17 protein-coding genes and 1 pseudogene are annotated in these 17,026 nt (G+C 67.0%); 2 read left to right on the top strand and 16 right to left on the bottom strand.

The window, feature by feature from the left end; genetic code table 11:
- Window positions 1–8 precede the first annotated feature (8 nt).
- The 10 genes from hisF to DSC_RS08805 form a co-directional block, all read right to left on the bottom strand.
- Window positions 9–785 carry an imidazole glycerol phosphate synthase subunit HisF gene (gene hisF, locus DSC_RS08760; protein WP_014160805.1) on the bottom strand — a complete coding sequence of 259 codons (777 nt, stop codon included), beginning with the start codon at window positions 783–785 and terminating at the stop codon, window positions 9–11.
- Window positions 779–1,546: a 1-(5-phosphoribosyl)-5-[(5-phosphoribosylamino)methylideneamino]imidazole-4-carboxamide isomerase gene (gene hisA / locus DSC_RS08765; protein ID WP_043291162.1), complete on the bottom strand. Its 768-nt coding sequence runs from the start codon at window positions 1,544–1,546 to the stop codon at window positions 779–781. Before hisA ends, hisF begins: the two co-directional genes overlap by 7 nt.
- A 5-nt stretch (window positions 1,547–1,551) precedes the next feature.
- Window positions 1,552–2,151, bottom strand: coding sequence for an imidazole glycerol phosphate synthase subunit HisH (gene hisH, locus DSC_RS08770; RefSeq protein WP_014160807.1), 600 nt, complete (start codon window positions 2,149–2,151; stop codon window positions 1,552–1,554).
- On the bottom strand, window positions 2,151–3,227 hold the full coding sequence (hisB, locus tag DSC_RS08775) for a bifunctional histidinol-phosphatase/imidazoleglycerol-phosphate dehydratase HisB (RefSeq protein WP_014160808.1): 1,077 nt from the start codon (window positions 3,225–3,227) through the stop codon (window positions 2,151–2,153). The genes hisH and hisB overlap by 1 nt, the downstream gene beginning before the upstream one ends.
- The gene (gene hisC / locus DSC_RS08780) at window positions 3,224–4,312 is read right to left on the bottom strand and encodes a histidinol-phosphate transaminase (RefSeq protein WP_014160809.1); all 1,089 of its coding nucleotides are present in this window, start codon (window positions 4,310–4,312) and stop codon (window positions 3,224–3,226) included. Before hisC ends, hisB begins: the two co-directional genes overlap by 4 nt.
- A complete protein-coding gene (hisD, locus tag DSC_RS08785; protein WP_014160810.1) occupies window positions 4,309–5,640 on the bottom strand; it encodes a histidinol dehydrogenase in 1,332 nt (443 codons plus the stop codon). Before hisD ends, hisC begins: the two co-directional genes overlap by 4 nt.
- Window positions 5,637–6,551 (bottom strand): ATP phosphoribosyltransferase, encoded by a 915-nt coding sequence (hisG, locus tag DSC_RS08790; RefSeq protein ID WP_014160811.1) that lies wholly within the window; start codon window positions 6,549–6,551, stop codon window positions 5,637–5,639. The genes hisD and hisG overlap by 4 nt, the downstream gene beginning before the upstream one ends.
- A gap of 11 nt (window positions 6,552–6,562) precedes the next feature.
- A complete protein-coding gene (locus DSC_RS08795) occupies window positions 6,563–6,886 on the bottom strand; it encodes a YerC/YecD family TrpR-related protein (RefSeq protein ID WP_014160812.1) in 324 nt (107 codons plus the stop codon).
- A gap of 206 nt (window positions 6,887–7,092) precedes the next feature.
- Window positions 7,093–7,383 (bottom strand): hypothetical protein, encoded by a 291-nt coding sequence (locus tag DSC_RS08800; RefSeq protein ID WP_014160813.1) that lies wholly within the window; start codon window positions 7,381–7,383, stop codon window positions 7,093–7,095.
- A gap of 41 nt (window positions 7,384–7,424) precedes the next feature.
- Window positions 7,425–9,815 (bottom strand): glycoside hydrolase family 15 protein, encoded by a 2,391-nt coding sequence (locus DSC_RS08805; RefSeq protein ID WP_014160814.1) that lies wholly within the window; start codon window positions 9,813–9,815, stop codon window positions 7,425–7,427.
- Between the two features lie 365 nt (window positions 9,816–10,180).
- Here DSC_RS08805 and DSC_RS08810 point away from each other — a divergent pair, with 365 nt between their 5' ends.
- Both DSC_RS08810 and DSC_RS08815 read left to right on the top strand, forming a co-directional pair.
- Complete coding sequence (locus DSC_RS08810; protein ID WP_043291167.1) at window positions 10,181–10,429, top strand: type II toxin-antitoxin system ParD family antitoxin; 249 nt, start codon at window positions 10,181–10,183, stop codon at window positions 10,427–10,429.
- Between the two features lie 6 nt (window positions 10,430–10,435).
- Window positions 10,436–10,729 (top strand): type II toxin-antitoxin system RelE/ParE family toxin, encoded by a 294-nt coding sequence (locus tag DSC_RS08815; protein ID WP_014160816.1) that lies wholly within the window; start codon window positions 10,436–10,438, stop codon window positions 10,727–10,729.
- A 291-nt stretch (window positions 10,730–11,020) separates the two neighbouring features.
- On the opposite strand, the gene DSC_RS08820 is transcribed toward DSC_RS08815, so the two are convergent.
- The 6 genes and pseudogenes from DSC_RS08820 to DSC_RS08845 all read right to left on the bottom strand — a co-directional run bounded on the left by DSC_RS08820 (window position 11,021) and on the right by DSC_RS08845 (window position 16,980).
- Window positions 11,021–11,464 (bottom strand): Hsp20/alpha crystallin family protein, encoded by a 444-nt coding sequence (locus tag DSC_RS08820; protein WP_043290499.1) that lies wholly within the window; start codon window positions 11,462–11,464, stop codon window positions 11,021–11,023.
- A gap of 243 nt (window positions 11,465–11,707) precedes the next feature.
- Complete coding sequence (locus DSC_RS08825) at window positions 11,708–12,373, bottom strand: dienelactone hydrolase family protein (RefSeq protein ID WP_014160818.1); 666 nt, start codon at window positions 12,371–12,373, stop codon at window positions 11,708–11,710.
- 12 nt (window positions 12,374–12,385) lie between these two features.
- Window positions 12,386–13,702, bottom strand: a complete 1,317-nt coding sequence (locus DSC_RS08830) for an erythromycin esterase family protein (RefSeq protein ID WP_014160819.1) — start codon at window positions 13,700–13,702, stop codon at window positions 12,386–12,388.
- Complete coding sequence (locus tag DSC_RS08835) at window positions 13,699–14,358, bottom strand: phosphoribosyltransferase (RefSeq protein ID WP_043290500.1); 660 nt, start codon at window positions 14,356–14,358, stop codon at window positions 13,699–13,701. The genes DSC_RS08830 and DSC_RS08835 overlap by 4 nt, the downstream gene beginning before the upstream one ends.
- A 266-nt stretch (window positions 14,359–14,624) precedes the next feature.
- Window positions 14,625–15,266, bottom strand: a pseudogene (locus DSC_RS08840) (tyrosine-type recombinase/integrase); the annotation flags it as partial.
- A gap of 268 nt (window positions 15,267–15,534) precedes the next feature.
- Complete coding sequence (locus DSC_RS08845; RefSeq protein WP_014160821.1) at window positions 15,535–16,980, bottom strand: hypothetical protein; 1,446 nt, start codon at window positions 16,978–16,980, stop codon at window positions 15,535–15,537.
- Window positions 16,981–17,026 lie beyond the last annotated feature (46 nt).

Here is a 17,026-nt window from a genome sequence, read left to right on the forward strand (position 1 = left end):
ACGGCCGCTCAGGCGGCCAGGCGCATCGGGATGCCGGCCGCGGCCAGCGTGCGCTTGAGGTCGGGGATGGCGATGGCGCCACTGTGGAAGACGCTGGCCGCCAGCGCGGCGTCCACGTCGGCCTGCTGGAAGGCGGCGACGAAGTGCTCTGGCGCGCCGGCCCCGCCGGAGGCCACCAGCGGCACGTGGCACACCGCACGCGCGGCCTTGAGCTGCTCGATGTCGTAGCCGCGACGCACGCCGTCGCTGTCCATGCAGTTGAGCACGATCTCGCCGGCGCCCAGCTCCTGCGCCTGCACGATCCAGTCCAGCGTGCGCAGCGGTTGCGCACGGGTCTTGCTCGGATCACCGGTATGGCTGCGCACGCGCCACTGGCCGTCGGCCTCGCGCACCGAGTCGATGCCCACCACCACGCACTGCACGCCGAAGGCGGTGGCCAGCTCGCCGATCAACGCCGGCCGCTCCAGCGCCGGAGTGTTGATCGAGACCTTGTCCGCGCCGGCATGCAGCACCGCCCGCGCGGTGGCCGCGCTGCGGATGCCACCGGCCACGCAGAACGGGATGTCGAGCAGGCGCGAGACCTTTTCCACCCAGGCATAGTCGACCGAGCGGCCCTCCGGGCTGGCGCCGATGTCGTAGAACACCAGCTCGTCGGCCCCGGCATCGCGGTAGCGCAGCGCCAGCTCGGCGATGTCGCCCATGTCGATGTGGTCGCGGAACCTCACGCCCTTGACCACGCGCCCGCCGCGCACGTCCAGGCACGGCACGATGCGACGGCTCAACATGCGCCCGCCTGCGCAAAGGCCTGCGCCAGGGTGAATCGGCCTTCCAGCAGCGCCCGCCCCAGCACGATGCCGCCGCAACCGGCGGCCTTGGCCTGGCTGACATCGGTCACCGCGTGGACGCCGCCGGAGGCCTGCACCTGCACCTGCGGCAGCAGCGCGACCAGGTGCCGATACAGGGCGAAGTTGGGCCCGGTCAGCATGCCGTCGCGGGCGATGTCGGTGCACAGCAGGTGCGCCAGGCCGGCCTGGGCATAGCGCACCGCCAGCGCGTCCAGCAGCACGCCCGAGCCTTCGGTCCAGCCGTGGATCGGCAACTGCCACACCCCGGCCGCGTCCTGGCGTGCATCCAGGGCCACGGTGATGCGCTCGGGGCCGAACTCGTCCAGCCAGCCCAGCACCTGCAGCGGCGCACGCACCGACAGCGAGCCGATCACCACCCGCGAGGCGCCCGCCTGCAGCAGCGCGGCCACGTCGCCATGGCTGCGCACGCCGCCGCCGGTCTGGACCTGCAGGCCGGTGCTGGCGCGGATCTGCTGCAGCAGCGGCAGCAGCGTGTAGCCGCCGGCGCGGGCCGCGTCCAGATCGACCAGATGCAGCCAGCGCGCGCCCTGCGCGGCATAGGCCTGTGCCGCGGCGAGCGGGTCATCGCCATAGGTCGTTTCGCGGTCGTAGTCACCCTGGGCCAGGCGCACCACCCGGCCACCGCGCACGTCGATGGCCGGATACAGCTGGAACGCCGTGGCGGCGCTGGTATCGGGCACGGCACTCACGCCAGGCCTCCTTCGATGAAGTTCTGCAGCAGGCGCGCGCCCACCGCAGCGGAACGTTCGGGATGGAACTGCGCACCGGCCACCGCTCCGCGCTGGACGATGGCGGCGAAGGTCTGGCCGTGCGTGGTCGCACTGAGGCAGTCCTCGCTGACCGGCGCGGCGTAGCTGTGCACAAAGTAGGCCTGGTCCTGGGCGCCGATGCCGCGGGTCAGCGAAGCCTCGCGCCTGGGCGTGAGCGTATTCCAGCCCATGTGCGGCACCCGGATACCCTCACTGAGCGGCAGCTTGGCGACCTTGCCGGCCAGCAGGCCCAGGCAGGGCGTGTCGTCTTCCTCGGAATGCTCGAACAACACCTGCATCCCGACACACACCCCCAAAAGCGGCGCCTGCAGCGTCTTGATCGTATCCACCAGCTGCAGCTCGCGCAGCCGGCCCATGACCTGCGCCGCAGCGCCGACACCCGGCAGGATCACCCGGTCGGCGCTGCGGATCACCTGCGCATCGGTGGTCAGTTCGGCTTCCACCCCCAGCCGGCCCAGTGCGTAGCGCACCGAGCCGATGTTGGCGCCGCCGGCATCGATCAGGGCCAGCCGCATCACAGCGCCCCCTTGGTCGAAGGCAGCTCGGAGCCTTCGCGCCTGATCGCCTGGCGCAACGCGCGCGCCAGCGCCTTGAAGCAGCCTTCGACCTGGTGGTGGTCGTTGTCGCCGCGCACCTGCAGGTTGAGGTTGAGCCCGGCCGCATCGCACAGCGAGCGGAAGAAATGCGGCACCAGCTCGGTCGGCATGTCGCCCACGCGCTCGCGCTTGAAAGTGCCGTCGAACACCAGGTACGGCCGTCCGGAAAAATCCAGCGCCGCGCTGGCCAGGCACTCGTCCATCGGCAGGGTGAAGCCGTAACGGCCGATGCCGCGCTTGTCGCCCAGCGCCTGCTTCAGGGCCTGGCCCAGGGCCAGGGCGGTGTCCTCGATGGTGTGGTGCTCGTCGATGTGCAGGTCGCCGCTGGCCTGGACCGTCAGGGCGAAGCCACCGTGCTTGCCGATCTGCTCCAGCATGTGGTCGAAGAACGGCAGGCCGGTGTGGACCTTCGGCTCGGCCGCCTGGTCCAGGTCCAGCTCGACCAGGATGTCGGTCTCCCTGGTCTTGCGGTGCACGCGGGCCGTGCGCGGCGCATCGGCCAGGGCGTGGGCGATGCCGGCCCAGTCCCACTGCCCGCCGAACTGCTCGGTCCTGAGCTGGAAGCCGCCGATGCCCAGGTTCTGCGCGAACTGCATGTCGCTGTCGCGGTCACCGATCACCGCCGAGCCGTCCAGGTCGATGCCGCGATCGCGCAGGTAGTGCATCACCAGGGCCAGGCCCGGCTTGCGCGTGGGCGCGTTGTCGGCCGGCCAGCTGCCGTCCACCAGGATTTCGCGAAAAGTGATGCCCTGGCTTTCGAAGATCTGCAGCATCAGGTTGTTGGGGCCGTCGAAGCTTTCGTGCGGATAGGCGTCGGTGCCCAGCCCGTCCTGGTTGGTGACGATCACAAACTGAAAGCCCGCATCGCGCAGCTTGAGCAGCGCCGGGATCACGCCCTTGACCAGGCGCAGCTTGTCGTAAGAGTCGATCTGGAAGTCGGCCGGCTCCTCGATCAGGGTGCCGTCGCGGTCGATGAACAGAATTTTCTGGCTCATGCGGCCACCGCCTGCGCGCTCAGCGCGGCCAGCACCCGGGCGTTCTGCTCCGGCGTGCCGATGGTGATGCGCAGCGCGTCCTGCAGTTGCGGGGCGGCGCGCTGGTCGCGCACCACCACGCCGGCGGCCAGCAATGCGCGGAACGCACCCTCGGCATCGGCGAAGCGCACCAGCAGGAAGTTCGCATCGGAGGCGTATACCCGGCGCACGCCGGGCAGCGCCGACAGCGCGCAGGCCAGCCGCGCGCGTTCCTCGATCACCAGCGCGATGCGCGCCCTGGTGGATGCCAGCGCGCCCGGCGAGAGGCCGGCCACGGCCAGTTCGGCGCACGGCGTGGGCACCGGATACGGCGCCTGGCAGGCGCGCAGCACCGCGATCAGGCGCGGGTCGGCGATCACCACGCCCACTCGCGCCGCAGCCAGCGCATGCGCCTTGGACAGCGTGCGCAGGACCGCCACTTCCGGATGACGCGCACGCAGCGTCAACGCCGAAGGCACCTGCGAGAATTCGCCATAGGCTTCGTCGACCACCACCAGCGCCCTGCCCTGCAGGGTCTGCAGCAGCGCTTCGATCCGGGCCAGCGCAATCGAGGCCCCGGTCGGGTTGGCTGGCGAGCACAGGAACACGATCTTCGCGCCCTGCTCCAGCACTGCCCCGGCAATGCCATCGAAATCCGGGGCGAAGCCTTCGGCGCCGTCGATCAGCGGCACCGCGATCAGCCGGGCATCCTGCAAGCGCGCGCTCACCGCATACATGCCGAACACCGGCGGGGTGGCCACCACCGCGTCCTGCCCGGCCACGCACAGCGCGCGCACCAGCAGGTCGATGGCCTCATCGCTGCCGCGGCCGATCAGCAGCTCCTCCGGCGCGCAGCCATACAGGCCCGCCAGCGCGGTCTTCAGCGCAGCCGGCTGCGGATCGGGATAGCGGCGCGAGCTCGCGTTGGCGTCGGCCGGATTGCTCCACGCGCTTTCGTTGGCGTTGAGCCACACATCGCCACGCAGATCCTCGCTGCGCGCGGACTTGTAGCCGCCAAAGCCGCGCAGGTCCGGGCGCACCAGCTCGAGCAGATCAGGCTTGCTCATCGCCCGGCCTCCTGCAGGCGCAGGCGCACGGCGTTGGCGTGGGCCTCCAGGCTTTCGGCCGTGGCCAGGGTCACCGCCGACGGTCCGATGGCCAGGATGCCGGCCGCACTGGCTGCCTGCACGCTGACGAAATTCTGGAAACTGGCCACCGACACGCCGCTGTAGGCGCGTGCCGCGCCGCTGGTGGGCAGCACATGGTTGGTGCCGCTGCAGTAATCGCCCAGCGCCTCGGGCGTGTAGTCGCCCAGGAACACCGAGCCGGCGGCCTCGACCTTGGCCAGCCACATGCGCGCATCGCGCAGCGCCAGGATCAGGTGTTCCGGGGCGTAGGCATTGCTGATGGCGAAGGCTTCATCCAGCGAGTCGACCTGCACCAGCCGCGAGGCCGACAGCGCCTGGCGCGCGATGTCCGCACGCGGCAGCGCGGCCAGCTGCGCTGCGAGCTCGGCTTCCACCCGATCCAGCAGGCCGGCATCGTCGGACAGCAGCAGCACCTGCGAATCCGGGCCGTGCTCGGCCTGGGAGAGCAGGTCGGCGGCGACGAAGGCGGCATTGGCGCCGGCATCGGCGATCACCAGCACTTCCGAAGGACCGGCCGGCATGTCGATCGCCGCCGCGCCGTTCTGCGCGACCTGCTGCTTGGCTTCGGTCACATACGCGTTGCCGGGTCCGAACAACTTGTCGCAGGCCGGCACCGGGCCAGCGCCGTAGGCCATCGCCGCGATTGCCTGGGCTCCGCCCAGCACGAACACCCGGCTTACCCCGGTCAGGCGCGCAGCCACCAGCACCGCAGGATCGGCGCTGCCGTCCTTGCGCGGCGGCGTGCACAGCACCACCTGGCGGCAGCCGGCCAGGCGCGCCGGCACGCCCAGCATCAGCGCGGTGGAAGGCAGCGGCGCGCTGCCGGCCGGCACATACAGGCCGACCCGAGCGATCGGCCGGATGATGCGTTCGCAGACCACGCCCGGGGCGGTTTCCACCGCGTAGGGCTGGGCGATGCCGGCCCTGTGGAAGGCTTCGATGCGCGCGGCGGCTTCGACCATGGCCTGCTTCAGCGCCGGGTCGATGGCCGCCTCGGCCGCGGCGAACTCGGCTTGGCCGACTTCAAAGGACGCCGGCGCCGCCCCATCCAGACGCGCGGTAATGGCACGCAGGGCTTCAAGCCCGCCACTGCGCACCTCATCGATCAATGCGGCGACCGTGCGCCGCGTCTGCGCAGCCACCGTCTGCGCCGGGCGTTGCAGGGTGCGTGCCTGCGCATCGGCATCCAGCGCGCGCCAGAGGCTGCGCTGCACGGTCAGCGATTGCGTGCGAAGCGATGCGTTCATGCCAGCGAGCGCTCCACCGACAGCACCATCAGCCCGCGCGCGCCCGCCCGCTCCAGTTCCTCCAGCTGCTGCCAGCTGATCGCGGTGTGGCACATGGTCTGCAGCGAAATGCCTTCGGCGTGTTCGCCCGGCAGCTGCACCAGCGGCTCGGCATCGACCAGCAGGCGCGTCAATGCCGGCACCGTATCGGGCGCGGCGCGGAACATCAGCAGCTTGCTGTCCTTGAGCTTGAGCACCCCGTCCATGCGCCGCAGCAACATCGCCGAAAGGTCAGCGCGCGCATCGTTGAAGCCATGCACTGGACCTGCCAGCACGGCCTGGCTTTCCAGCAGGGTTTCGACCGGCTTGAGCTGGTTGGCGCGCAGCGTGGCGCCGCTGGAGACCAGGTCGCAGATCAGGTCGGCGGTGCCCAGCTTGGGCGCAATCTCGACCGAACCGGACAGCTCGACCACCGCCGCATCCACACCGCGCGCGCCGAGCCACTGGCGCAGGATCGCCGGATAGCTGGTGGCGATGCGCAGGCCCTGCAGCTGCTGCGCGCCTTCCCATTCCCAGGTCTCGGGGATGGCGAGCATCAGCCGGCAGCCGCCGAAGCCAAGCGCGCGCACTTCGCGATAGGCCGGTGCCAGGCCAAGTTCCAGGCGCGCGTTGGCCTGCTCGTCCAGCTCGTTGCGGCCGACGATGCCGTAGTCGCACACGCCATCGGCGATCAGGCCGGGGATGTCGTCATCGCGGACCAGCAGCAGGTCCACGGGTAACGATTCGCCGTAGCAGAACAGCCTGTCGCGGCTCTCGCGCCAGCTCAGGCCGCAGGCGGCCAGCAGGCTGCGCGCGGGTTCGGCCAGGCGGCCGGATTTCTGGATGGCGATGCGCAGACGGTCGCGCGTCGCGTTGGCGACGATGGCAGGCATGAGAATGGACTTCACTGTGCGGCGCTGGTGCGCGAATGCTGGCGACGCAGCGCAGCGGCATAGCCGCCGGCGCCGGTCTCCAGCGTGCGCGCGACGCGCCCGATGGTGGTGACGCTGACTTCGGTCAGTTCGTGGATTTCGCGATACGGCACACCCTTGAGGATCAGCGGCACCACCCGCCAGCGGTCGGCCATGGCCTCCAGCTCGGCGGGGGTGCACAGGTCCTGCAGAAACGCGCGCACGTCCTCCGGCCGGGACAGGCCGGCCAGGGCGCGGGCCAGCGACTGCAGGGCCAGGCTGGCGGTCTTCTCGTCGATGTCGGTGCGACGCTTCATGGATGTCTCAATGTATTAACGCGCTATCACGTTAACACAATCCGTGCGCCCGGACAACCGATGGAACGTCCCCGAGCTGCGCCCCCCGCTTGCGGCCATGCGGCTCGCATCCGTGGATTGAGTCAGCCGAAGACGCCTGCAAGGATCCCGAGCTTGCCCGCATGTTCGTGGGCCGCCGCGCCCCGCTCCGGATTGGCGGCAGATGGTTATCCGGGATGCACGTCGTGGCCAGCCGTTCCGACGGGGGCGGAAGCAGAGGCCTCGGTTGCCGGGGCACACCAATGGCATTCATGGGAAATGCGCGCCGACAGGGGCTGGCCACCGAATCGGGTCCCCTGGAACAGGCAGGCCAGGAAGATCGGACGGTCGACCGCCGCATCCACCACGACTTCACCGCCCTCGAAGGTGCAGCGGACAAAGGCCAGTTCATCCTGGCCTGCCTCGATGTCGATTCGGGTTCCCGCGGGGAACCAGCTATCCCGGATCACAAGTCTCATCGGACGCCTCCGGCCGCAGTGCGGACCGCAACCGACCCCAGTCAGTCGGTTTCCACCCTCACATGATAGTCGCAGCCCACCCAGGCGCTGGACACCTGCCATCGGAACGTGAAATCCAGGCGCTGGCCGGGCCGCAGGGGCCGGACGTCCAGCTCCGCCACCTGAAAACCCAGGCCGCTGTCGACGCTGATCAGGTCCTGGGTGTCCTGCCAGCCGTCGACGCCCCAGTGGATCAGGGCTGGCGCAGGTAGCAGGATCACCAGCCCAAGCCCGGGCTGGAGGGTGCCGATGGGCGCCATCTGCGACCAGAACGCGCGCTGGATGCGCGGACGCTGTCCCTTGTAGCGCGCCCAGACCGCTCGGGGCCGGTCGAACGGAGCGCCCAGATGGCGCGACACCATCAGCTTGGTGAACTCCGCATGGGCCCAGACCAGGGGCATGGCCGCCCCGGTCGGACGCCCGAAGACCAGGCGCCGCGCCGGCACGTCCGGGCCATCCCAGACCTGCTCGGGGATCAGGCCAGTGGCATTTGCCAGCCCCGCCATGGTCTCCAGCCAGGGCAAGGGGTCCTGGCCTGCGGCCAGCGCATAGTGCCCGCGCTCGCCGGTCAGCAGGGGCCAGGGCCGTCCGCGACCGGTGCCGTCGTAGGCGCGGCCATCGTCGTGTTCGCCATAGCCGTCGCCGTTGTAGCGCCGCCACACCGGTCCGGCCGGCGTGTCGACCTTGAGCAGATGATCCACCACCGCCAGGCTGTCGAGGATCAAGGGATCATCGGCAAGCCGCAGACCAAAGCGCACCAGCTGGAGAAAGTCGGTGGAAATGTGCTCATCGGCCGGCAGGATCAGACCATCTTCGCGGTTGCGGACCGGCAGCGGCCGGCGCAGGGCGGCCGCTCCCTGCTGCAGCACTTCCGCAGGAGCGGTGCGCACATGGTAGGCCGGCACGCCCAGACGGTCCGCCAGTTCGGTGTTGCGGGCCACGGCCCAGGATTCGAGGCGATCATTCCAGTAGTCGGCCAGCGCCAGCACCCATTGGCGGGCGTCCTCGGCCACGAAGTCACTGCCCGCCACCAGGGCGGCGATACAGGTGGCAAGCGTGAAGCTGTTGATGCCGCTGTTTTCTTCCCAGCGATCCTGCTGGGTGACCGGCCCCTGCAGGGCAATGAAGCCCAGCGCCTGGCCGACCATGGCGCCCACTTCGATTCCACCCAGGCCGCCCCGTTCATCGATTGCTGCAGCCAACAGCACCGGGAAGGCCGTTTCGTCCAGCTGGACCCCCGACCAGAAGGGTTTGCCGCCCAGCCATTGGTTCTGGCTCCAGTGGCCGCCCTCGTGCTGGCTGGCGATCAGGTAGCGCAGGGTGTCGCGGGCTTCCTCCTCGGCGCCCAGGGCCAGCAGCGCGCCTGCACATTCCACCAGGTCGCGCGGCCAGACCAGGTGGTAACCGCCCCGCTCTTCCCCCGTGTCGCCCCAGGGAACGCTGAGGCTGGCCACCATCGCCCCCGGATAGGTCTTGTCCAGATGGGTGCGCAGGACCATGGCCGAGACCTGCAACTGCCGGCGCAGGGAATCGGGAAGATCCAGCGGCACCGCAAAGCGCTCACTGCGGCGCGCCTGCCAGGCCTCCCAATCGGCGACCTGATGTTGCAGGAGCATGTCGAACGGTTGCAGCAGGCTGGAGATGGCCAGGGTCGCCGCCGCGCTCATGCTGCTTCCGAAGCCCAGGGCCAGCACTGCCCGGCGCGGCAGTTCGCCGGTCAGGGCGACATTGCCCGGACCGGCGCTGGGATAACGCCAGGTCAAGGCGCCGTTGCGGGCAAAATCCTGCCAGCCGTCGCTGTGACCGACGTAACCGGCGCTGGCCGCGCTGAACGCGTCGCGCTGGTCCTCATCCACGGCGGCGAGGGCCAGCGCGAAAGGCCCTTGCCCGGCCAGCAGCACGCAGCGGCCACGATGGCGCCCGACCGTGGCGCGGTTGCCATGGCCGGTTGCCCCCAGGCGGGGGGCGAGCAGCACGTAGGGCCGCAGCTGCGCGTCGCCGTCCAGCCGAACCTCGATCGCCAGCACGTCGCGTCGCGGATCGGGGGAGATCCGCAGCCGCAGGGTGTAACGCGGATGTTCATGACAGATTTCCAGTGCCGCAACCCCCGGCGCCACGAAGTTCACTGTGTAGTTTTCCAGTCGCTTGACTTCGGACCAGAAGCCGCGGCCATCGGCCACGATGAAGCCCAGATCGCGGATCTGGGGAAGGTCGACACGCGGGTAATAGACCTCGTTGAGGATCCCGAAGCCGGTGGTGAACCACAGCCGCGAAAGCCCGAGCGAACAGCCCACGGCATCTTTCGCACTGCTGCTCCAGGTCGGCGCGATGCCGGGACGGCCGGGAGCATCCAACGCGAACTGCGGTTTCTTCAAATCGTCCAGATCACCCATCGTGTTGCCCAAATCCTCTGCGAGCTGACGCACTTGTGTCACGCCGGGCCCGTTGATCGCCCTGGAATACCGCGTCTGCCTGTGAAAGCACCAGCGTGACACGGCGAACCGCCGGAGTCAGGAGCCACCGATGCCAATGGGCGTTGACCGCCCTGACATGTCAATCATAGATTGTCGGCCCGGTGCGAGGCGTGCTGCCCGATGCGGCGCTGACACAGGATTACGCGCACATCATTTTCGACACGGCCCCTACCGGCGACAGCAGCCACGGCAGAAGCCGGCGGGCAGTTGGCGACCGAAAGGCGTTTTGATAACAGTTATCAAGTGAGCTATCCTTGGCCAGCTTCCTAGTGAAGGTGAACACCATGATCAGCGCCGACCTCGGCCAACTACTTGAGCACTATGTGGCGCAGCTAGTCGCCTCTGGCCGTTACGGCTCGAAGAGCGAAGTGCTGCGCGAAGGGGTGCGCCTGATTCAAGATCGGGAAACCCGTCTCGCAGCGTTGGACGCTTCCATCGCCCGTGGCATGGCCGACGCCGACGCCGGGCGGACGAAGCCTGCCGAAGCCGTGTTTGATCGGCTTGAAGCGAAGTATCGAGCGCAGGCGGGCTAGCACCGCATGATCGTGCAGCTGTCGGCGGAGGCCGAGGGCGACCTTGAGCGCATCGGCGATTACATCGCCAAAGATAACCCGCGCCGAGCGCTGACCTTTGTGCGCGAACTGCGTGAAAAGTGCATGGATTTGGCGCTGACACCGGAGGCTTTCCCGCTCGTGTCCCGCTATGAGCGGCACGGCATCCGCCGCTGCGTGCATGGCCCCTATTTGATCTTCTATCGTGTCGCGGCGGATCGAGTGCTGATCGTCCAGGTGTTGCACGGCGCGATGGACTACGCACCGTTGTTGTTCGCGTAGGCGAGCCCTTCTGCGGCTCGCCTGCTCGGTGGTGGTGCCTTTTGCTTTTGGCCCTTCTGGGGCGAAGTGGGTGCAGGCGGGGGCCAAGGTGTGGGCGGCGTCAGCCGTCCATCGGCTTGTCCCCCGGTCTGTGCCCACGGTGGCCGCAGGCCCTCCGCCTTGCATCCTTCCCGTCTGGGGGACAAACGCGGGTGCACAAATGGAGTGGCCATGGGGGACGATCGGCCACCGCATCTGGCAGGACACCAACAGGCAGCCCGCCAGATGCGACAGACAGACCGGAAAATCCGGTCACTCCACCTTGACTTCGATGCCTTTGGGCTTGGTTTCGGCTGTCTTGGGGATTTGCAGGGTCAGCACGCCATCCTTGAAGGTCGCCTTGGCCGCACTTGCGTTGACATTATCGGGTAGCGAGAAACTGCGGCTGAAACTGCCATAGAACCGTTCGATGCGATGGAATTTCTTGTCCTTTTCTTCTTTCTCCTGCTTGCGCTCGCCCTGGATGGTGACCACGCCGTTGTCGATCGTGATCTTGACATCGTCCTTGTTCACCTCGGGAATCTCGGCCTTGATCGTGAACTCGTCCGGTCCCTCCGTGATGTCCACCTGCGGTGACCAATCCGCCACGGCGGCGATCTCGCTTCCGCCCCCTGTACGACGCATTCCCATGGCGCGGGTATACCGGTCGAACATGTCTTCGATTTCATGCCAAGGATCCCATTTCACTAAAGCCATGATGCACCTCTCGTCAGCGGGCCGTGAATGAAGACGCTGCCGTCAAATGACCCGCATGCTTTGAACGGCGGCCGGTGAAGGGAATGATTCCGATTGGCCGCGGCGGGGATTGCGCGACCGGGATGCGTAAGGACCTCTTCGACTTGCATGTTGATTCCCGCTCTCGATGGGGTGATCGCTACGGTGTTCACTTGAACTGTTCCCACGCACTGCAGCGAGACCAGGCCACTTGGCCGATACACATCAGGCACCGGCGGCGCTCAGGCACCTCACGAACCACGCGCTGGCCAGCCTGGACACCTCGTCCAGCTTGCCCGGCTCCTCGAAAAGATGGGTCGCCTCCGGGACGATGGTGATGCGATGCTCGCAGGAGAGCCGCTGCGCTGCCCGTTCGTTCAGTGCGATGACGTCTGTGTCCCAGCCGCCGACGATGAGCAGGGTCGGCGCGCGAACCCGGCCGAGCGCCTCGCCAGCCAGGTCGGGCCGGCCACCGCGCGACACCACCGCGGCGACCGAATGCGGACGGTCTGCAGCGGTGATCAACGCGGCCGCAGCGCCGGTGCTGGCACCAAACAGCCCAACCGCCAGTGATCGCGACACGGTTTCATTGCCCAGCCAGTCGACGGCAGATGTCAGGCGCCTTGCAAGCAGTGGAATGTCGAATCGATATTCGGCGGTGACCAGATCGCGCGTGTTTTCCTCGGCAGTGAGCAGGTCGAACAACAGGGTGGCAAGCTTCGCCTGATTCAGGAATTGCGCCACACGCTGGTTGCGACGGCTGAAACGGCTGCTGCCGCTGCCGTGTGCGAAGGCCACGATGCCGAGCGCGTCCGGTGGCATGACCAGACTGCCCTGCAGCAGGGCTCTTCCGGAAGGGATGGCCACGTCGAGGATCTGGACGGGGGACATGGGCATGGGTCTTCAGGCCGCAGCTTCCACGGCTTCGGGCCAGTGCCAATGGCGCGGCGCATCCAGGGGTTCGAGCGCAGCGGTTTCGTCGAGATGGAACACTGCATCGAATTGCTGGGCCAGCGAGGTGACGAAATAATGGCTCGCGCGCTCGGTCTGCGGCACATAGATCACCCCAATGGCGCGCTCCAGCATGGTTTCTCGCAGGGGTTCGGCCGCGGGGTCGTTCAGCTTCAGGAAGAAGCGGTCGATGCCCGTACTGTGAAACAGGTATTCGTAACTGTCATGCAGCGCGGGCCGGACCCATTTGTGTTCGACCTCGCCATCCCACTGCGAGGCCGCCGAAACGTGGCCTGTGTAGGTGGTGAAACCCACCAGCAGCGCCTTGTCCCCGACCTCCTGCCGCATGAGCTGGCCCAGGTTCCATTCGCCGCGCAGATGCGCCTCGGTCGCTCGCGCGTCGCCCAGATGCGAGTTGTGCGCCCAGACGACCACCTTGCCGGTCCCGCCACGGCGAATCCGGTAATCCGCCAGCGCCAGCAGGGTATCGCGCATATGGGCGTCGCGCAGATTCCAGGTGTTGATGCGTCGACCGAACATGGCGCGGTAATAGGTCTCGGCATTGACCACCACGGCCGCGTTGCGCTCGGCAAAGAAATGCGCATCGATCGCCGCCAGGCCGTTGCGTTCGAGATAGGCCTGCGCGTCCTCGCGCAGCTGCAGCAACTGCGCCACTGTCGCCTCGCGGGCGGCCGGACGCTGGCCGAAGGCCGCCTGATAGCCGTACACCTGGGGCTCGCGCACATGATCGAGCGCTGCATAACGACCGCGGGCGATTTCCGCCTGCTCGGGATCGACCTGCTGCAGATAGTGGATCACGGCGTCGGCTGAGCGGTAGAGGCTGTAGAGATCCAGCCCGTAGAAACCGACGCGGGCTTGCGGACCGAGTTCGGCGTTGCAGGTCCGCAGCCATGAGATGAAATTCAGGACTTCGCGGTTGCGCCACATCCACTGGGGAAAACGCTCGAAGTCGTCGAGCGCCGATGCGGCATCGTCATCACCGTCGCCCTGAACGTAGCGGTTGACCCGCCACGCATCGGGCCAGTCGGCTTCGACGGCAACGGCATCGAAGCCGTGCTCGGCAATCAACCTGCGGGTGATCTCCGCGCGCATGCGATAGAACTCCTGCGTGCCGTGGGTCGCCTCGCCGAGCAGCACGAAACGCCGGTCGGCAGCCATCTCCAGCAGGGCGTCATAGTCCGTGGCGCGCTCTTGCAGCCGCTGCGCCAGTGCGCGTGTCGCCAGAAAGGGCGTCATCGGTGCGGTCATCTCAGCGCTCCGGTGGAGTCGAATTGCGCCAGCAGGGTGCGCACCTCGTCGTCGCTGGTCTGACCGAAGTTCCGGTAAAACTGACCGACCGCCTGGAAATCGGCCGGACTGTGCACGCAGACGAATTCGTCGGCCACATCCTGCAGGCGTTCTCGCGTGTCGATGGGTGCAACGGGAACGGCGACGATGATTTTTGCCGGCTTGCGCGTGCGAAGTGCCTTGAGTGCGGCGCGCATCGACGCTCCGGTGGCAATGCCGTCGTCGACGACGATGACCGTGCGCCCTTCGATCCGCGCCGCAGGACGGGCGCCACGGTACAGCGCTTCCCGCCGTGTAAGTTCGCGATATTCCTGCGCCAGCACGCCTTCGATGTCGCGCTGGGTGACGCCGGACATTGCAATCACATTGCGGTTGAGATCGATTGCGCCACCGGACGCGATGGCGCCCATCGCCAGTTCCGGGTGATGTGGCAGGCCGAGTTTGCGCACGATGAGCACGTCGAACTCGGCGCCAAGGGCCTTGGCCACCTCGTAGCCCACGGGAACTCCACCGCGAGCAAGCGCCAGGACAACGAGGTCGCTTCGACCAGCATAGGCACGAAGCGCTCCAGCCAGAAGTCGGCCAGCTGCAGGCCGGTCTTCGAAATGACTTTCCATCGCACTACCTCGCGCTGGATGTTGCGATGCCGGGATATCGGCATGCTCTTCACGCTAGGCGCCGTGCAACCCCGGCGCCTTGATCTGGATCAAACCGGCGTTGGCAAGGCCCGGGCGTTCAAGGGTGTGCCGGGTGCATTACACCTGCGCGACAATCCGGGACCGCGATAGTTCCAGCACAGGCGGCTTGGTCGCGACGTCGTGGATGCAAACGCTTCCCTGCCCGCCAACAGCAATTCCCGAGGGAGTCATCATGCGGCCTTTCTTCACAAAGCCGCGCTGAGCACCGGGACCGATACGTTCTCCGGCAGCAGCTTCGGCATAAGGGTTCGCCCGTCGATCCAGGCATCGACCATGTCCGCCCACTCCTGCAGCATGTGGCGCCGTTGCTCTGCGTACTCGGCCTTGTTGTAGACCGAGCGCGAGGAGCGCCCCTCTCCGTGCGCGAGGCACTTTTCGATCCAGTCGCCGTTGAAGCCCCTCGTTGAGCAGCGTCGAGCCGGTACGGCGCAGGTCATGCACGGTAAAGGGCTCCAGCGGCAGTCCGACCGCCTTGGCCCGCTCCACGATGAGTTGGGCCACCCGGCTCAGGGTCGCATGCGACATGCAACGGATCGGCCCGTAGTGCGAGGGCAGTACGAACATCGAGCCAGCCGCGCAGGTGTGCAACGCCACCAGGATGTGCAGGGCCTTACGTGACAAATAGACCACGTGAGGGTTGCGCCCCTTCATGCGCTGCTTCGGGGCGTCCAGGTCGCGTTCTCGAGGTCGATCTCGCTCCAGGTGGCCTCGATCAGTTCGCTCTTGCGCACCAGGGGCAGCAGGACCATGCGCAGCGCCAGGCGGATCGTCGGGTAGGTCGCGATGGACTCCAACTGGTGAAACGCCAGCCGGATCTCGGCCGGATTTCTTCGATAACTTACGATAGTCCCCCGAAGGACCCGATTTCACTCCCACTCCATCATCAACAGGCCACCCAAACCCGCGTGGTTAAAGGACTTGGCTGTGATCGACATGGGTCTTTACCGTCGTTTTTACCGTCAGAAGCGCAGATCTTTTGCTGGCGCGGGAGATGGAGCGATTCCTGAGGGAACGACGTTTTCGACGTCATCATCAATCAGCAGAAAGGATACATGAAGTGCCTTGCCTCGTGCCCGTTACGATCAGGGCATCAAGTCAAGCGTTTGCTTTACGCGCTGCCAGTTTTGCTTCAAGCAGACGATAGGCCCTCTTCTCATCGAGCTTCGGAAGGTTCGGCTCGTTCTGCAAGAGGTCAGCCAGCACCGGCGTCACAACATCGAACAGCGCCGACAGCAGCGCTTCGCCGACTGCACGCGGCTCTGCTAGGTCCTCCAGTAGTCCCGACATTTCGCCGTGGGCGAGCTTGTTGCGGCCTTCTCGATAGACCTTGTGGACGGCGGCATTCACCGTGAGCGCGCCCTCGGGCACAGTCTCCCCCTCAGGCTTGAGCGCAGTCTCGGCGAAAGCGGTCATGTCCTTGGCGGTCCCCCCCGCGCCGGAAAGTCCGTCGGCCGCGCAGCCATAGTCCACAACGGCCATGAAGTCGGAAGCCTCGCGACGAGCTTCACCGACCCAGTACAGGGCATTCGCCCAGCGCTCGACGAGATGCAGCGCATGTCCGCTTCGTCGTCCATCGACGTAGTGCTGCAAGATGCACCCGGCGGCATCCAGGAAGGATTGCTCGCCCGCCATCTTGGCTGCCAGCGCGCCGGGGCGTCCGCCAAGGCCGGGCATCTGTACGCTCGACCCCCGCAATATCCGTCCGTCCAGCGTGGTCGCGAACCGGTCCTCTGCAAAAAGATGCTGCCGGCCGGCTTTCGTAAATCGTCGCGCATCCTCGACCTGGAACCTCAGGCCGATTGCGTCAATCGCAAGTCCCACCACCACCGACGCTTTGAAATGAGACCGCGCATGCTCATGCCCTTCCATCCGGATGGTCGCTACCCAGCTGTAATGGCGCAGCGTACGCAAAACGTCCAACGCATGGGACGCACAGCGGCCACCCTCGGCTGCAGCTGATCGAGCGGTCAACTCCTCCATGTTCAGTTCACCGGCTTCGACCTGGCGGATGAGCTCGCGGACCTCCAAGTCCTTGACAAAGAAATCGAGCCATTCCGCTCTCGGCAGGAATCGCACCGGCCCCACGGCGAATGCCGGCACGGCCTGATCCGAGTGAAACAGATGGCAAGGGATATGCCGATCGACGTCGGGACTCGCGCTGGCAGCCAGCTGCTGCAAGCGCGCTTGGTAGTCGTCGGCGAGCACCGCATAAAAATCGTCACCGAGCAGCACGTCATGCTCATTCTGGCCGTCCGGTACTGTTGGAAGGCGCGATTGGCAGTCGCGAAGCGTGTCCCCGATGGCCTGGAACGAGAGCTTCATGAAGGCCTCCCGATCAATCGTCTGGCGCAGGGCTTCCCGTGATTTCCAGCTTTGCTGTGACAGCAAGTGAGCTGCGCCCACGCCGACTTGCGTGGCCCGATACTGACCGCCTTGCGACACCGGAATAGCAAGCGGAACCAAGGGGTTCTCGCTGAGGGCATGCCACTGTGCAAAAGTCATCGCCTTCGCCGTGATCACGTCCTCGACGATGGTCTCCATGAGCTTCCCAGGGGGCGTCTCTTTTGCACCGCCCGAGCTTGCAAAC

The organism is Pseudoxanthomonas spadix BD-a59, assembly GCF_000233915.3.
Lineage (GTDB): Bacteria > Pseudomonadota > Gammaproteobacteria > Xanthomonadales > Xanthomonadaceae > Pseudoxanthomonas_A > Pseudoxanthomonas_A spadix.

Excerpts from the sequence above, each read along its gene's own strand:
- hisF (WP_014160805.1), bottom strand. The coding sequence starts at position 785 with ATGTTGAGCCGTCGCATCGTGCCGTGCCTGGACGTGCGCGGCGGGCGC.
- hisH (WP_014160807.1), bottom strand. The coding sequence starts at position 2,151 with ATGCGGCTGGCCCTGATCGATGCCGGCGGCGCCAACATCGGCTCGGTG.
- hisB (WP_014160808.1), bottom strand. The coding sequence starts at position 3,227 with ATGAGCCAGAAAATTCTGTTCATCGACCGCGACGGCACCCTGATCGAG.
- hisC (WP_014160809.1), bottom strand. The coding sequence starts at position 4,312 with ATGAGCAAGCCTGATCTGCTCGAGCTGGTGCGCCCGGACCTGCGCGGC.
- hisD (WP_014160810.1), bottom strand. The coding sequence starts at position 5,640 with ATGAACGCATCGCTTCGCACGCAATCGCTGACCGTGCAGCGCAGCCTC.
- hisG (WP_014160811.1), bottom strand. The coding sequence starts at position 6,551 with ATGCCTGCCATCGTCGCCAACGCGACGCGCGACCGTCTGCGCATCGCC.
- DSC_RS08795 (WP_014160812.1), bottom strand. The coding sequence starts at position 6,886 with ATGAAGCGTCGCACCGACATCGACGAGAAGACCGCCAGCCTGGCCCTG.
- DSC_RS08800 (WP_014160813.1), bottom strand. The coding sequence starts at position 7,383 with ATGAGACTTGTGATCCGGGATAGCTGGTTCCCCGCGGGAACCCGAATC.
- DSC_RS08805 (WP_014160814.1), bottom strand. The coding sequence starts at position 9,815 with ATGGGTGATCTGGACGATTTGAAGAAACCGCAGTTCGCGTTGGATGCT.
- DSC_RS08810 (WP_043291167.1), top strand. The coding sequence starts at position 10,181 with ATGATCAGCGCCGACCTCGGCCAACTACTTGAGCACTATGTGGCGCAG.
- DSC_RS08815 (WP_014160816.1), top strand. The coding sequence starts at position 10,436 with ATGATCGTGCAGCTGTCGGCGGAGGCCGAGGGCGACCTTGAGCGCATC.
- DSC_RS08820 (WP_043290499.1), bottom strand. The coding sequence starts at position 11,464 with ATGGCTTTAGTGAAATGGGATCCTTGGCATGAAATCGAAGACATGTTC.
- DSC_RS08825 (WP_014160818.1), bottom strand. The coding sequence starts at position 12,373 with ATGTCCCCCGTCCAGATCCTCGACGTGGCCATCCCTTCCGGAAGAGCC.
- DSC_RS08830 (WP_014160819.1), bottom strand. The coding sequence starts at position 13,702 with ATGACCGCACCGATGACGCCCTTTCTGGCGACACGCGCACTGGCGCAG.
- DSC_RS08835 (WP_043290500.1), bottom strand. The coding sequence starts at position 14,358 with ATGGAAAGTCATTTCGAAGACCGGCCTGCAGCTGGCCGACTTCTGGCT.
- DSC_RS08845 (WP_014160821.1), bottom strand. The coding sequence starts at position 16,980 with ATGGAGACCATCGTCGAGGACGTGATCACGGCGAAGGCGATGACTTTT.